Source organism: Bradyrhizobium sp. USDA3010 (assembly GCF_056429065.1).
Map to the genome: position 1 here is coordinate 132528 of NZ_JBWJZD010000007.1, position 15989 is coordinate 148516.

General features: G+C 66.9%; 8 protein-coding genes and 1 pseudogene. 5 read left to right on the forward strand and 4 right to left on the reverse strand.

All coding sequences use genetic code 11. The features are described from left to right. Positions 1 to 33 precede the first annotated feature (33 nt). Positions 34 to 1023, forward strand: a complete 990-nt coding sequence (locus AC066Y_RS13745; RefSeq protein WP_478274336.1) for a threonine/serine dehydratase — start codon at positions 34 to 36, stop codon at positions 1021 to 1023. Positions 1024 to 1096: 73 nt separating this feature from the next. Here AC066Y_RS13745 and AC066Y_RS13750 read toward each other — a convergent pair. Further along, positions 1097 to 2652: pseudogene (locus tag AC066Y_RS13750) on the reverse strand (caspase family protein). 273 nt (positions 2653 to 2925) lie between these two features. Then, complete coding sequence (locus AC066Y_RS13755; RefSeq protein WP_478274337.1) at positions 2926 to 4245, reverse strand: hypothetical protein; 1320 nt, start codon at positions 4243 to 4245, stop codon at positions 2926 to 2928. 75 nt (positions 4246 to 4320) lie between these two features. Here AC066Y_RS13755 and AC066Y_RS13760 point away from each other — a divergent pair, with 75 nt between their 5' ends. After that, the gene (locus AC066Y_RS13760) at positions 4321 to 5493 is read left to right on the forward strand and encodes an MFS transporter (protein ID WP_478274338.1); all 1173 of its coding nucleotides are present in this window, start codon (positions 4321 to 4323) and stop codon (positions 5491 to 5493) included. On the opposite strand, the gene dgcA is transcribed toward AC066Y_RS13760, so the two are convergent. After that, on the reverse strand, positions 5490 to 6491 hold the full coding sequence (gene dgcA, locus AC066Y_RS13765) for an N-acetyl-D-Glu racemase DgcA (protein WP_478274339.1): 1002 nt from the start codon (positions 6489 to 6491) through the stop codon (positions 5490 to 5492). The genes AC066Y_RS13760 and dgcA overlap by 4 nt on opposite strands. 134 nt (positions 6492 to 6625) lie before the next feature. Between dgcA and AC066Y_RS13770 the strand changes: the two genes are divergently transcribed. The 3 genes from AC066Y_RS13770 (at position 6626) to AC066Y_RS13780 (ending at position 9529) form a co-directional block, all read left to right on the forward strand. Continuing rightward, positions 6626 to 7759: an MlaE family ABC transporter permease gene (locus AC066Y_RS13770; protein WP_478274340.1), complete on the forward strand. Its 1134-nt coding sequence runs from the start codon at positions 6626 to 6628 to the stop codon at positions 7757 to 7759. Positions 7760 to 7761: 2 nt separating this feature from the next. Beyond that, on the forward strand, positions 7762 to 8532 hold the full coding sequence (locus AC066Y_RS13775) for an ABC transporter ATP-binding protein (protein ID WP_173637607.1): 771 nt from the start codon (positions 7762 to 7764) through the stop codon (positions 8530 to 8532). Between the two features lie 121 nt (positions 8533 to 8653). Beyond that, entirely contained in the window at positions 8654 to 9529 is an 876-nt protein-coding gene (locus AC066Y_RS13780) for an MlaD family protein (RefSeq protein ID WP_106328293.1), read from the forward strand. Between the two features lie 254 nt (positions 9530 to 9783). On the opposite strand, the gene AC066Y_RS13785 is transcribed toward AC066Y_RS13780, so the two are convergent. Next, entirely contained in the window at positions 9784 to 15720 is a 5937-nt protein-coding gene (locus AC066Y_RS13785) for an apolipoprotein A-IV repeat region-like domain-containing protein (protein ID WP_478274341.1), read from the reverse strand. Positions 15721 to 15989 lie beyond the last annotated feature (269 nt).

Sequence of the window (15989 nt, forward strand, 5' to 3'; positions counted from 1 at the left end):
CCGTGCTCCGTCCCGACGCGATACAAATCGCGGATGACGGACATCACTCTCAATCCACCCGTCGCCGCTGCGGACATCGATGCCGCCGCAAGGGTGGTCGCGCCGTTCGCGGTGCGCACGCCGCTCCTGACTTTCCCCGTTCTCAACGAACGCGTCGGCACCCAGGTCTTCCTCAAGCCCGAGATGCTGCAACGGACCGGATCGTTCAAGTTCCGCGGCGCCTTCAACAAGCTCGCCTCTATACCGCAGGACAAGCGGAGCGGGGGCGTGGTCGCGTTCTCCTCGGGCAACCACGCCCAGGGCGTTGCCGCGGCGGCAAAGATCCTCAACATGCAGGCGACCATCGTGATGCCCGCGGACTCGCCGATCACCAAGCGTGAGCGGACCAAGTCCTATGGCGCCGAGGTCGTGCTGTACGACCGCGATCGCGACGACCGCGAGGCGATCGCCAATGGCATCGCCAGCAAGCGTGGCGCGACGTTGGTGCGTCCCTATGACGATCCCTTCGTGATCGCGGGCCAGGGTACCGCCGGCCGCGAGATCGCCGAGGACATGGCCGCGCTTGGCCTCGTGCCCGATATCGTGGTGGCGCCGGCCTCGGGCGGCGGGTTGATCGCCGGTGTTGCTACCGCGGTGAAGGCGAAATTCCCGCAGGCCCAGGTGATCGTCGCCGAGCCCGCGGGCTATGACGATCACGCTCTGTCGCTCAAGGTCGGCCATCGCGAGGCGCATCCGGTCGCGGCGCGCACCATCTGTGATGCGCTGATGGCGATGATGCCGGGCGAGCTCACCTTCGCCATCAACAGCAAACTGCTGGCAAACGGCGTCAGCGTCTCCGACGATGAGGTCGGTGCCGCCGTCGCCTTCGCCTATCGCGAGCTGAAGCTCGTGGTCGAGCCCGGCGGCGCGGTCGGGCTCGCGGCGCTGCTGGCGGGACGGATCGACGCCAAGGGCAAGAACGTCGTCATCGTGCTCTCGGGCGGCAATGTCGATGCCGATTTGTTCGCAAAGCTCGTCGCCTGAGGCCAACATCCTGGAACGAAACCGGGGCAGGGCGGTACGCGCTCTGCCCCGTTTCGTTGTGCGGCGCGGCTGATCAGTGCCTGAAGCCGCCACGGTGGCCGCCGCCCATTCCGCCGAGATGTGAGCTGGACGGACTTGGGTGGAGCGCCGTATGGCTACCACCCGATCCCGTCCGGTTGACTCGCATGCTCTGCCGCTCGGCGCGGAAGTGCGGCCCGCTGTTGTCTTTCATGATCCGGTTCGATGTGGTGTTGCCGGCATTGGCTCCGGGAAGGCTTGCGACCTTGCCCTTGCCGATTGAGCTTGGCATGCCGACCGGCTTCGCTCCGGGGGCGGGGATGGTCACGATTTTGCCGACGGTGCCCTGCACGCCGGCATTGATCGGCCGGAAGGCTGGACGACTGGAAAGCCGCGTGAGCTGCATCAGCGGAATTGCCTTCGGCTGCATCTGCAGCTTCAACGCCGACTGCGCATAGGGGCTGTTGCCGAAATTGTCGTGGAAGGTCTTGTAGGCGAACGGCGTGTTGGCAAGCACCGCCTTGTGCCATGCCGCGACCTGCAACCAGTTCGTCAGCAGGAAGCGAATGCGGTCGCAGAGCGGATCGCGCGGATAAAGCCGGATGAATTCCTCATAATAGTCCGGCCGCCCCTCCGACAGCACGAAGTCATAGGCTTGGCGCACCGAGCGGTTCGGCAGGTTCGATGCCATCTGCACGACCGGGCCATTCGCCGGCGCACGCGCCGATGCGAGCGCGGTGTCGAAGAAATAGAAGTCGGAGGTCAGCGACGAGCTTTCCCACGGCGTCTGCCGGCCGTCGGTCGTAGAGTTGACGTCGAGGCGAAGCGCTTGAACAGCTGCTCGATCGGCAGATTGGGCTCGCGCGCCAGACGCAGGAAGGCGTTGGTGTAGGGGCTGTGGCCGTTGCTGCCGTCCTGCGCTTCCATGCCGGGTGCGGTCGAATAGCCGACGATCGAGCCGCTCGGGGCATCGACGACGGCAAGGCCGCGGCCGGCGTCGTTGACGTTGGGAAACGGGTTGTTGCGGCAGGCGTCGAGCACCACGATGCGCATCCGGCTCGGGATGTTCTCGAGCGTGCCCATCACGTCAACCAGGCGCACCGAATTGCCGTCGAGGTCGGACGGCGTTGCGATCCTGGCATCGACCGGAATCAGATAGTTCTCGCCGGCGAGCTGCACGCCGTGGCAGGCGTAGTAGATCATCGCGACCGTGCCGGGGCCGCGCGCTGAGACCTTGTCGGAGAAATCCTGCAACATCTTCACCATGTCGCCCTGCCTGAGGTCGGTCGCGGCGATCACCTCGAAGCCGGCAGCGTTCAACAGCTCGGTCATCGACTGCGCGTCGTTGCCGGGATTGGCGAGCTTTGGCGCATTCTCATAGTTCGCATTGCCGATCACGAGCGCGACGCGCTGCTCGGGGCCGCGTGGTGCAGCCGGCGCCGCTGTGGCAGGCGTCGTCGGCGAAGCGACTTGATCGATCGGTTGCGCCGGCGCCTGCGTGGCATTGCCGACGGCGGCGCCGCTGGTCTCGGCAGATGCTGTGCCCGATACACCGAGGCTCAATAGGCCGAGCAATGCGGCCGATATCATCGTGGACTTCAGGCTGACCATCGCGCGCTCCAAAATCTGGTCCCGGTGCAGGACCGGTCGCGCGGAGGCTAGGCGCTGATGGGGGGCGCGGTACGTGAGTTGAGTCACATTGCGTCGGCGGTCAATGCGAGACAACGTTTGTCGCATACCCACTCGTCATGCGCGGGCTTGACCCGCGCATCCATCACAACAAAAGCCTTCTTTGTCGATGGATTGCCTGGTCATAGGCGAGCAGAAGCGACACGTCCTTCGGACGGCTAGGCCCGGCAATGACGAAAAGCGAATGTCCAGCGCCTACGAGAAAAACGCGATTCTCTCGACCTGGCTCATGCGCCGGATCGGCGCGAGCGGATCGTTGGCCGCGACGCTCGGCTTTTTCAGGAGGCCGCTCGCGATGATGGTCGAGCCGAGTGAGACTTCTGCTGCGGGAGCAGCGGCAGCCTCAACGGCGGGCGGGAGGGGCGGCGGCACGGCGGCTCGAGCCGCGGCAACCGGTGCTGCAGCAATCGGCGCTGTGGCAATCGGTGCTGTGGCAATCGGTGCTGCGGCCATCGGTGGCGGCTCGACCTTGACCTCGACCTTCGGCTCGGGCGCCGGTGCGGGCTCGGGCTGAATGGCCGGTGCGACCATCTCGGGCTCGTCAGCCATCGCCTCGGCGATGCGCATCTCCTCGGCAAGGTGCATCTCTTCGGCGATCGCGTCTTCGTCGATCGGATCGGGAGCGCCCATCTCCATCGCGATCAGGTCGAGCACCGCTTCGTCCTGGGCGTCAGCGGCGGCCTCGGTGACGCGGGCGAGCTCTGCGGCCTCGGCTTCGGCCAGCGCGGCCCCCGCCTTGAGCCATGCTTCGTTCGGCTCCGGCACCGCGGCCGTGGTAGTCCCAGTGATCGGCGTTGCAACGGCCTCCTGAGGCGGCGCCGGAGGGGTGGCGGCCAGTGTAGCATCGGGGGCAGCACTCTCGGCGGCAGCGCTTTCGGCCACCGGTGGCGGCGAGGGGGCAGCAGCGGGCGGTTCCGCAACCGGCGCTTCGGCCACATCGGGTTCGGCCGCAGGTGCCTCCGCCTTATCCGGATCGAATTCGCTGAGCCGGCGGGCCAGCGCCGCGAAGGCCGCATCCAGCACCGCCTTGGCGTCGTCCATCGAAACCTGGGTCGCACCGGCCTCGATCGCGCTGGCCTGCGAATCGATGATGTCACAGATCCGGCCGTCATTGCCGATCTCGCGCAGCCGCCAGGAGATCTCCCTGATCACCCGCACTCCCTTGCGCACCGGCGCGAGGTTCTGTTCGAAGCTGATGCCGTCGAGCGCCGCAATGGCGGAGGCCTGGGCGGCCTCGATCGCGCCGCGCAGGGCGGCCAGCGCCTGCGCCAGCTGCTCGTCCCTGATGGCCGCTGCGGCGGCTTGCCGCTGCGCGCTGAGGCTGTCCTCGATCCGCGCCACGGCATCGAGCACCATGCGGGTATCGGCATTGCGGTTGCGCTTGGCATATTCGCCGAGGAACCAGCGGCCCCGCGAGGTCTCCATGAAGGCCGCGCTGATCGCGGCATAGTCCTCCTCGCTCGGCAGGGCCGCGCGGGCGGATATCGGCGACAGGGCGAATGCTTCTTCGGCCATCACAATCTCTCCGCGCAAATCACTGCGCGTTACGCTAACGATCACCACGATATCGCGCGAATCGCAATTGAATTGATGTCTTCCGAATCACAAATCCCCATCGCAGCCAAGGTTGCGCCGCGGCGATTCGCGCGCAGCCTCGCGGCATTCTATGCCACGACGTTCGGGATGACCGGGGTCCACCTGCCGTTTTTCACGGTGTGGCTGAAGGCGATCGGGATCGATGCCACCTGGATCGGCCTCATCACGGCGGTGCCGCCGGTGACGCGCTTCACCGTCCTGCCGCTGGTCACCGCGGCTGCGGAGCGGCGCCAGATGCTGCGCGGCGCGATGATCGCCACGGGATTCGCCACCGCGGTGGGCTTTGCCGTGATCGGCACCCAGCACCAGCCGTTGGTGTTGCTCGCGATCTATGCGCTGACCTGCTGCGTCTGGACACCGATGGTGCCGCTCACTGACGCCTACGCGCTGCGCGGCGTCAGGCAATTTGGCCTGAGCTATGGACCGTTGCGGCTCTGGGGCTCGGCCGCCTTCGCGGTCTGCGCGCTGATCAGCGGGTTCTTGCTCCGCTATGTCGCCGAGGTCGATCTGATCTGGATCATCACGGCGGTGACCGTGCTCGGCGCGCTGGTCGGGCTGACGCTGCGGCCGCTCGGCCGTCCAGCGGTCGCAGCTACGCCGGCGGCCGGCGCGCCAAAACTGCTGCGCAATCCGACGTTCCTCGCCATCATCGTGTCCTCGGCGCTGATCCAGGGCAGCCACGGCGCCTATTACATCTTCGCATCGATTGCCTGGCAGCAGGCCGGCTTCAGCGGCCTGACGATCGCGGCCCTCTGGGTGCTCGGCGTGATCGCCGAGATCGTGTTGTTTGCGGCCTCGCCGCGCTTCACGCTGCCATCGGCCGTCCTGGTGATGATCGCGGCCGCCAGCGCCGTGGCGCGCTGGGCGATCACCGCGCAGGATCCGCCGCTTGCCGTGCTGGCCGTGGTCCAGCTCGGACACGGGCTGAGCTTCGGTCTGACCCAGGTCGGCATCATGGGGCTGATGGTGCATCACGTGCCGGCTCATGTGATGGCGCGCGCGCAGGGCTATCTCACCGCCTGCGGCGGCATTGTCGCGAGCACCACGGCAATCGTCAGCGGCATGGTCTATGCGCGCTTCGGCCTCGGCGTCTACGACATGATGGCGGCGATGGCAGCGACGGGCGGGCTTGTGATGTGGCTGGCACGCAAGCGACTAACCCACTAGCCCCAGAGTGCGGCATCGGGCGGATAGACCAGGCTGCCCTCGTAGCGCAGGCAGTTGTCGCGGTCCTTGGCCAGCAGCAGCGGGCCGTCGAGATCGACGAAGCGCGCGGCTTGCGCGATCAGCATCGCCGGCGCCATCGCAAGCGAGGTCGCGACCATGCAGCCGATCATGATCTCGAAGCCGAGCGCGCGGGCGGCGTCCGCCATCGCGAGCGCTTCGGTCAGCCCGCCGGTCTTGTCGAGCTTGATGTTGACGGCGTCATAGCGGCCGCGCAGGCCTTCGAGCGAGACGCGGTCATGCACGCTTTCGTCGGCGCAGACCGCAACCGGGCGCTTGATCCGCAGCAGCGCCTCGTCCTTGCCCGCCGGCAGCGGCTGCTCGATCAGCGTGACGCCGGCATCGGCGCAGGCCGCAAGGTTGGCGGCGAGGTTGTCCTCGGTCCAGGCTTCATTGGCATCGACGATGAGTTCGGATGCCGGTGCCGCCTTGCGCACGGCGGCGATCCGCGCGGCGTCGCCATCGCCGCCGAGTTTGATCTTGAGCAGCGCGCGGTGCGCGGCCTTCGCGGTGGCCTCCGCCATCGCCTCGGGCGTCCCGAGCGAGATCGTATAGGCGGTGGTGCGCGGTTCGGGCGCGGGGCGGCCGAGCAGGTTCCAGATACGCCTGCCGGCGCGTTTGGCCTCGAGGTCCGCCAGCGCGCAATCCAGCGCATTGCGGGCGGCGCCGGCGGGCATGCTGGCCTGCAAGGCGATGCGGTCCATGCCGTTGGCGAGCGGCCCCTGCATCGCCTGGATCGCCTGCAGCGTCGCCTCGGGCGTTTCGCCATAGCGCGGGTAGGGCACGCATTCGCCGCGGCCGGTGAGGCCGCCCTGACTCACCTCGGCCACCACGACGACGGCCTCGGTCTTGGCGCCACGGCTGATCGTGAAGGTTCCGGCGATCGGCCAGCGCTCGATCCGCCCTGTCAGGGAAACGGCTCCGGGAGGGGTGGAAGTCATTTTAAAGTCTACTATTTCCTGAACCGTAGCTTGCGACGCACAACCAACTATGGCTGGTTAGCGGCAGATTCGACAAGCCGATCCGGCAAGCCGCCGGAGATCAACGGCCAGCCGGCTTGAGGGGTAGGCAAAAGGTGAGCGGCGACCCGACACTGCAGCGGATAGCCCAAGGCGAAGGACTGGCGTTGTGCGCGGCGGGCAATTGGACAGCCCGCTTTGCTCCTGCGCTCGAGCGGATCGTCTCCGACGCCGAGAAACTGCGCGGCAGCCGTCCCCACATCTTCATCGACGTGTCGCAGGTCGCGAGCCTCGACACGTTCGGCGCGTGGCTGATCGAGCGGCTGCGCCGCAGCCTCAGCGATGCCAGCGCCGAAGCGGAGATCGCGGGCCTCTCTGCCAATTATTCCAGCCTGGTCGACGAGGTCCGCCGCGTGGGTCCTGCGCCGAGGGTCGTCAGCGACCGGCTGTCGATCACGGGCATGCTCGAGCAGATCGGCCGCACCGTGGCCGGGGTCGGCGGCACGATCATCGGCCTCGTCGACATGCTCGGCGCGGTGCTGGCCGCCGCCGGCAAGGTACTGATCCATCCGCGCAGCTTCCGCCTGACCTCGACGGTGCATCACCTCGAGCAGGTGTGCTGGCGTGCGGTGCCGATCGTGGTGCTGATCACCTTCCTGATCGGCTGCATCATCTCGCAGCAGGGCATCTTCCATTTCCGCAGGTTCGGTGCCGACATCTTCGTCGTCGACATGCTGGGCGTGCTGGTGCTGCGCGAGATCGGCGTGCTGCTGGTCGCCATCATGGTCGCAGGCCGTTCCGGCTCGGCCTATACCGCCGAGCTCGGCTCGATGAAGATGCGCGAGGAGATCGACGCGCTGCGCACCATGGGCTTCGATCCGATCGAGGTCTTGATACTGCCGCGCATGCTGGCGCTGGTGCTGGCGCTGCCGATCCTGGCCTTTCTCGGCGCGATGGCCGCGCTCTATGGCGGCGGCCTGGTGGCCTGGCTTTATGGCGGCGTCGATCCGGAGGCCTTCCTGCTCCGCCTTCGTGATGCCATATCGATCGACCATTTCATCGTCGGCATGGTCAAGGCGCCTGTGATGGCGGCGGTGATCGGCATCGTCGCCTGCGTCGAGGGGCTGGCGGTGCAGGGTTCGGCGGAGTCGCTCGGACAGCACACCACCGCGTCGGTGGTGAAAGGGATCTTCTTCGTGATCGTGATGGACGGCGTGTTCGCGATCTTCTTCGCCTCGATCGGGATGTGATCATGGCGGAGCAGGACATCGACGCCATCATCCGGGTCCGCGACATTACGGTCCAATTCGGCAACACGCGCGTGCTCGACGGCCTCGACCTCGACGTCAAGCGCGGCGAGATCCTCGGCTTCGTCGGCCCTTCGGGCGCCGGCAAATCGGTGCTGACGCGCACGATCATAGGCCTGGTGCCGAAGGTCTCCGGCCGCATCGAAGTGTTCGGCGTCGATCTCGATGCCGCGAGCTCGGCGCAGCGCCGTGCCGTCGAGCGGCGCTGGGGCATCCTGTTCCAGCAGGGCGCGCTGTTCTCCTCGCTCACGGTGCGCCAGAACATCCAGTTTCCGGCGCGCGAATATCTGCGGGTCTCGCAGCGGCTGCTCGACGAGATCATGGTGGCGAAGCTGGTGATGGTCGGCCTGAAGCCCGAGGTCGCCGATCGCTATCCGTCGGAACTGTCCGGCGGCATGATCAAGCGCGTCGCGCTGGCGCGCGCACTCGCGCTCGATCCGGAGCTCGTGTTTCTCGACGAGCCGACGTCGGGCCTCGATCCGATCGGCGCCGGCGATTTCGACGAGCTGGTGCGCACCCTGCAGCGCACTTTGGGGCTGACCGTTTTCATGGTAACCCACGATCTCGACAGTCTATACACCGCGTGCGACCGTATCGCCGTTTTAGGGAACGGTAAGATCATTGCTGCAGGATCGATCGCCGACATGAAGGCATCGCAGCATCCGTGGCTGCAGCAATATTTCAACGGCAAGCGCGCCCGCGCCGTTGTGGCCTAGCCCATGATCCCGAAACGAAAAGACCGATTTTCGGACGAGATCATGCGCCAACAGGGAATTCGACGGGCTCGAACGCAGGCCGACTGCGCGAGCGCCCAAGAGTGATGAACGCGAGCAATTGATGGAAACGCGGGCGAACTACGTCTTGATCGGGGCTTTCACGCTGGCGGTAATCGCCGCGGCGTTCGGCTTCGTGCTGTGGTTCCAGAGCCTGCACACCACCAAGCAGCGCAGCCCCCTGCGGGTGATCTTCGAGGGGCCGGCGTCGGGCCTGCGCAATGGCGGCAACGTCAATTTTAACGGTATCCGGATAGGGGAAGTGGTCTCGGTCAAGCTCGACAACCCGCGACGCGTGGTCGCGCTGGCGATGATCGAGAACAACGCACCGCTGCGCAAGGACACCCTGGTCGGCCTCGAATTCCAGGGCCTGACCGGCGTCGCCGCGATCTCGCTGAAGGGCGGCGAGGAGGCCGCCCCGCCGGTGCCGCTGGATGAGGACGGCATCCCGGTTCTGACCGCCGACCCGAATGCGCTGCAGGACGTCACCGAGGCGATCCGCGCCACGCTGCAAAACGTCAATCGCATCGTCGCCGACAATCAGCAGTCGGTGAAGAATTCGCTGAAGAATCTCGAGGTCTTCACCCAGGCGCTGGCGCGCAATTCCGAGAAGATCGACAACGTCATGCTCAAGGTCGACGGCGTGATGGGCAAGGCCGACAATCTGATGCTGGGCCTCAATGCGATCGCGGGCGGCAACAATGGCAGCGAGCTGAACCTGATGGTGAAGTCGATCCGCGAGCTCGCCGACGATCTCGATAAGCGCTCCAATCTCCTGATCAACGATGGCCGCCGCACGCTGTCCGACATCAGCCGCGCCGTGAACAATTTCGACCGTAACCCGAGCCGGGTGATCTTCGGCGGCAGCAACAACGCCGCACCCGAGCCCGCGCCGGCTCCGGCCGCAGCACCGGCCGGGCCGCGGCGCCGGCAGCAGTGACGTAGTGGGCGAATGGCGAGTGGCGAGTAGGGTTCGCCGCTATGGACGACCGTCATTGCGAGGAGCGTAGCGACGAAGCAATCCATTCTCCTGCAAGCGGCGAAATGGATTGCTTCGCTCCGCTCGCAGACGGCGGCTGACGCGGTCACGCTGTACTCGATACGGTGTTCGCGAATCCATTCACGCCAGCCCAAACAAAAAACGGAGACCTTTCGGCCTCCGTTCTTCCATTCGCAACTCGCTGTTCGGCAACCTTACCCCAGCCGTCCCGCGGCGTGGGCGAGCAGGGTGTAGACCAGCCCGGTTTCCGAGGTCAGGTGGCTGCTCAGCTCCTGCTGGCCGCGGCCTTCGCGGGCGACTTCGTCGAGCAGGCGCTCGAACTCCGCGATGTAGCGGTCGACCGTCTGCTTGAAGCCGCGGTCGGCGCGGTACTTGCGGGCCACCTCGTCGAAGGCCTTCTGGCCGGCCGGCGTGTAGAGGCGCTTGGAGAACGCCTTGTTCTCGCCGCGCTGGTAGCGATCCCACATCTCGGCGGCAAGCGTGCGGTCCATCAGCCGGCCGATGTCGAGCGACAGCGATTCCAGCGGATTGGCGGCCGGCTGCTGCTGCGGACGCGGGCGCTGCTGGGCGTCGCGGTTCTGCGGGGCAGGCGACGGCGTATCACTGCGGTTGAGCAGGTCGGACAGCCAGCCATCGCCGTTGTTGGGGCCTGCCGGGCTGACCGACGGAGCCTCGGTGCGACGCGAGGTCGCCATGCCGAGATCGGGCGGCGGCAGCGTCGAAGCGCTGTTGCCGTTGTCCCGCATCCGTGCGTCGTCCCGCATCCGCACGTCGGCGCGGCCGCCGGCGGCAGCCATCACCGGCTCCTCGTAGCGGACGCTGGCGCGGTTGGTCGAGACCACGTCGAGCCCGCGGCCGTGATGGGCGACGATGCGGTTCAACTCGGCCAGTGCCTCGATCTGGTCGACGATCACCTTGCGCATCTGCGCCGTGTTCTCCGCGGCCTCCTGCGGCATCTCGAGCACGCCGCGGCGCAGCTCGTTGCGGGTGGCCTCGAGCTCGCTGTGCATCTCGCTCGCCATCTGCTTCATCGCCGTGACCATCGCGGAGAACTTCTCCGTCGATTCCTTGAACATCGCATCGGTCTCGGCGTTGCTCTGCTGGTAGAGCTCGTTCATCGCGTCGACGGTCTGCTGGCGCTCGTTCTCGGCCGCTTGGCGCACCGCCTCGAACTGCCTGCTGATCGCAGCCGAACCAGCGCCGGCGGTCTCCGCTACCACGCGCGCGATGTCGCGGGCGCGCTCCTCGGCCGCGCCGAGCGATTCATCGAGCAGGCCGGTGAAGCGCGACAGCCGCTGGTCGAGATCGGTGGTGCGCAGGTCGATGGTCGTGACCAGCGATTCCAGCGCCTCCTTGCGCTCGCTGACGGAGGCCGTCGTCGAGCGGTTGGCCTGCTCGACCACGGCAGCCGCCTCGATCAGCGCCTTGCCATGGGTCTCGAACTGGCTCGACAGCGCGCCGAGATCTTCCAGCGCCTTGCTGGTCTTGCTGTTGAACACCGTGAGCTGGTCTTCCAGCGTCTGGGTCGCCACGCCGTTGCGCGAGGTGACGTCGTTCATGGCGGACACGAAGTCGGCCACGCGGGTGACCAGCGCGCGCTCCAGCGAGTTGAGGTTGTCGTGGGCGCCGGTCAGCACTTCCTGCAGCAGGATGTTGCCCTCGCGCAGCCGCTCGAACAGCGCCACCGTATCGGTGCGCAGGATCTTGCTGGTCTCCTGCATCTCCGTGACGGCCGAGATCGAGACCTGGCGCGACTGGTCGATCGCCGCGCGCGAGGCCTGCTCGAGCTCCTTGAGCGACTTCGCCACCGCACCGGTCGCCTGATCGCCGGCCGAGGTGATGTTGCGCGCGACATCGCCGCCATGTGCCGCCATCGACTGCGAGAAGGCGAGGCCGCGGGTTTCGATCGCCTTCAGCGCGTCCGCGGTGGCGCGATCCATGTCGTTCGACAGCTGTGTGGTCTTGGCGGTCAGCGCCTCGACCAGCGAGCCGCGGCGGCCGTCGACCATCTGCGACAGCCGCTCGGTCTGCTGCTGCACATAGGTGACGATCTCGTCGGTCTTGCCGGTCATCGCCGAGCCGAATGCGCTGGACGCAGACAGCACCGAACGTTCGATGTCGGCGGAGGTCGTCTTGACCTTGGTTGTGACCTCGTTGGACATGTTGATCAGCGCGGCCTGTGCGTTCTGCGCAGAGGTCTGGATGTTGTCGGTGGTCTTGGCCGTGACCGACCCCAGCGCGCGCTCGATATCGGTCGAGAGGGTGCGGATCTGGGCGGCCGCGTCGGCGGAAGTCGCCGCAAACGAGCTCTGGGCCTCGCGGGCGCTGCCCAGGATGGTCTGTGCAGTTTCCGCGCTGGTCGTGGTCAGCGAGCGCTCGATCTCGACCGAGATCGCGCGGATCTGGGTTGCGGCCTCGTTGGACGTTGCCACGAACGAGTTCTGGGCATCGCGGGCACTGCCGAGGATCGTCTGGGCGGTGTTGGTGCCGACCGACGTCAGGGTGCGTTCGACATCGGCTGCCAGCGACTTGACGTGGTTGGCTGCTTCGGTCGACGCGGTGACGAGGGTATTCTGCGCCTCGCGAGCGCCGGCCGTCAGCACCTCGACGGTTCCGGAACCAGCCATCGACAGCGCGCGCTGGATATCGGCAGCAAGCGCCGTCACCTTTGTCGCAGACTCGGTCGATGCATTGACCAGCATGCTCTGGGCTTCACGCGCACCTGATGTGATCGATTCCGCGGTGGCGGAGCCGGCCATCGAGAGCGAGCGCTCCATGTCGGCCGCCAGCGTGCGGACCAGATCGGTGGCCTCGGTGGAGGCGCCGGCCAGCGTGCTCTGCGCCTCGCGCGCGGCGGCGACGACGGCTTCCGCGGTGGCGGAGCCTGCCATCGACAGCGAGCGCTCGATGTCGGCCGACAGGGTGCGGACCAGATTGGTGGCGTCGGTCGACGCGCCGGCCAGCGTGTTCTGCGCCTCGCGGGCGGAGGCGACGACGGCTTCCGCGGTCGCGGTGCCGGCGGTCGAGAGCGAGTGCTGGATGTCGGCCGCGAGCGTGCGGACCAGGTTGGTGGCTTCGGTCGACGCGCCGGCCAGCGTGCTCTGGGCCTCGCGGGCCGAGGCGACGACGGCTTCCGCGGTGGCGGAACCGGCCATCGAGAGCGAGCGCTCGACGTCGCTGGCGAGCGACTTCACCTGACCCGTGACGTCGGCCGACGTCGCGATCAGCGTGGTCTGGGCCTCGCGGGCGCCGGTCATGATCGCTTCGGCGGCGGCTGAGCCGGACATCGACAGCGATTGCTCGACGTCGGCGGCGAGCGACTTGACCTGGCTTGCGGCTTCGATCGAGGCCGAGACCAGCGTGGTCTGCGCGTCGCGGGCGCCCGACAGCACCGAGGCTGCGGTGGCGCTGCCGGCCGCCTGCAGCGTGCGCTCGACGTCCTCCGACAACGCCTTGATCTGCGAGGCGACGTCGCCGGATGCGGAGACCAGCGAGACCTGGGCGTCGCGGGCACTGGTGAGGATCGAGTTCGCGGCGCTGGTGCCGACCGCGGTCAGCACGCTCTCGACCTCGGCGGAGCTCTGCTTGAGCTGGTTGCCGACATCCGCGGACACCGTGAGCAGCGCCTGCTGCGCGGTGCGCGCGCCGGTCTGGATGGTTTCGCTGGTGTTGACCACGAGGTTGGTCAGCGAGCGCTCGGCGTCCTCGACATGGGACTTGATGCTCGACGACAACATTTCGGCGCGGGACATCAGGTCCTCGCTCGCCTGGCGGCCGCTGCTCTCGATGCGGCCGGCGACGGCCTCGACGCGCGAGCCCAAGAGGTCCTCAAACTGCGCGACCCGGGTGTCGATGTCACCGGCGATGACGCCGACGCGGCTCTCGATGCCCTGCTGGATGTCGGCGAAGCGCGCCGAGATGGTGTCGGTCAGGTTCGAGCTATGGCCGCTGATGGTCTCGACGAGGCGGGTGTTGTGACCGTTGATGGTATCGGCGAGGCGGGTGCTGTGGCCGTTGATGGTGTCGACCAGACGGTTGCTGTGGCCGTCGATGGTCTCGGTGACGCCGTTGATGCGATGGTCGACCGCGGCGATCGCCTGCACGGTGCCCTCGGTCAGGGTCGTGGTGAGCAGGCCGAGGCGCGAGTCGATCGAGTGGATCGCCTGGGTGGCGCCTTCGGTCAGCTGGGTTGCGAGCGTGCCGAGATGGCTGTCGATAGTGTCGGTGACCGACTTGGCGCGGCTCTCGAAGGTGACTTCGAGCGTCCGCATGCGGCCGTCGATCGCGTCATCCAGCGACTGCAGGCGGCCGTCGAACGAGCCGATCTTGGTGGCGAGCGATGAGTCGAACGACGACAGCTTGTCGGTCAGCGAGGCGTCGAGGTTGGTGACGCGGCTGCCGAGCGTGGTCTCGAACTGCAGCAGGCGCTGGTCGAGCGAAGCAGTGATCTCACCACTATTCGAGGTGACGCGATGGTCGAAGGTGTCGACATAGGTCTTCAGGCTGTCGGCGATGTCCTGGGTCCGCTGGCCCATGCGCTCGACGATGTCGCCGCCGAACGTCTTCACGGTGCGGTCGAATTCCGAGATGTGGCGGGTGATCAGCGCGCCGAGCGTGCCGGAGTCGCGGGCGAATTTCTCGGCGAGCTCGCTGCCGTGGTTCTTCACCAGGTCGTCGAACGCGCTCATCTGCAGCGACAGCGAGTCGTGCGCGGTCTCGGTCTGGCCCACCACCTTGGCGACCAGCGAATTGACGGTGACGTCGAGCGCCTCGCTCGCCCGGTCGCCGGACGTCATGATCTGGCCGGCGAGGCGGTTGCCGGCGTCGTCGATCTTGCTGACCAGGTCGTTGCTGCGCAGCTCGAGCTCGAGCAGCAGCGAGTCCGCGGAGTTCTTCAGGGAGTCGTGGACCTCTTCGGTGCGGTCGGAGATGCCGTCGACGATCGCAGACGAACGCTGCTCGAACTCGCCGGTGATGCGGTCGATGCGCTCGTTCAGCATCTCGTGGACGCGGTCGGCCAGATCGACGAACTCGTCATGGACGTGACCGGTCTTGAAGTTGAGGCTGGTCGTGAGCCGCTCGGAGGCGTCCATCACCGCGCGCGTGGTCTCGGCGCTGGCTTCCTCGAGGCGATCGAGCAGGTCGCCGCCGCGCTCGCCGAGCGCGAGGATCATGTTGTCGCCGGCATGGCTCAGTGCGGTCGTAATGTGCTGGCCGCGCTCTTCCAGCGCGCCGGTGATGCTCTTGGCGACCTCGTCGACGCGCGAGGCAATCGCGTCCGAGATCAGCGCGATGTCGTGGCGCAGGTCGATCTGCACGCCGGAGATCGCGCTGCGCACCTGCTCGGCCTGGCCGACCAGATTGTCGCGCTGGTGGGCGATGTCCTGCAGCAGCGCGCGGATGCGCACTTCATTGTCGGAATAGGCGCGCTCCAGCGCCGCCACCTCGTTGGCAACCAGGGTCTCGAGTTCGCCGGCGCGCGCGATCGCGCGTTCGACGCCGTCGCCCATCGCCGCGACCTCGCGGCGGATCGCCTGGCCGACCGTCACCATGGAATCGGCGGCGGCGTTTTCCGGCTCGGAGAATCGCATTGCGACCTGCGCCATCGATTGCGCGATCATCTGCATGCGCTGACCGTGCGAGGCGAGGCTGGCGAGATAATAGAACAGCAACACCGGAACGGCGAACAGCGCGGCGAGGCCGGCGAGCACCAGGACGCCGGTGCCCTGGGCCATCGAAGCCTGCAGGGCCGGCCAGAACGCGATGGTGAGGATGACGCCGCCGAGCAGCCAGGCGCCGGAGCAGACAAAGAACAGCGTGAAGGCGTTGCGGGCGCGGCCTCCCTGCAGCGTCTGCAGCATCTGGCCGATGGTCTCGCGATCATCATTGGCGGCGCGGCGCGGCGCGCGCGGCTCCTCGATCGGCTCGAACACCGAACGATCGGTATTCGAGCGGGACTCGAACGATGCGGCTGAAAAATCCGGAGCTGACGGCGGCACGCTCGACGGCGCGGCGCCTTCGTTGAGGGGGCTGCGGCTCTCCGCGCCTTGCTCGCTGATGTTGAGGGCTTCCTGGATGGCAGAAAGCGCGACTTCGGTGGGATCTTTGACCTTCTTGGGAGTGTTCGCCATGTTCAGTCTGAGCCCTCTCACTATTTTACGCGTCGGCGAGCCTGCGATCGTCCCCACGCAAGCTCGAAGCCGGTGCCCACAAGCGGAGCGCAAGCGCCCCCTCGGCGGCTTGTCCGCTACATCCGCAAACATCCTATTGGGAGAGCGATGCGAATGAAATGCTTGCGATTAATACTTTCTTAATCATCGTTAACAGCTTTGCGCCATAAGGCCTTATGGGTACTCGAAATTCCTGCCGTAGAGGGCCGATTGTGTCCGGAAATTGTCCA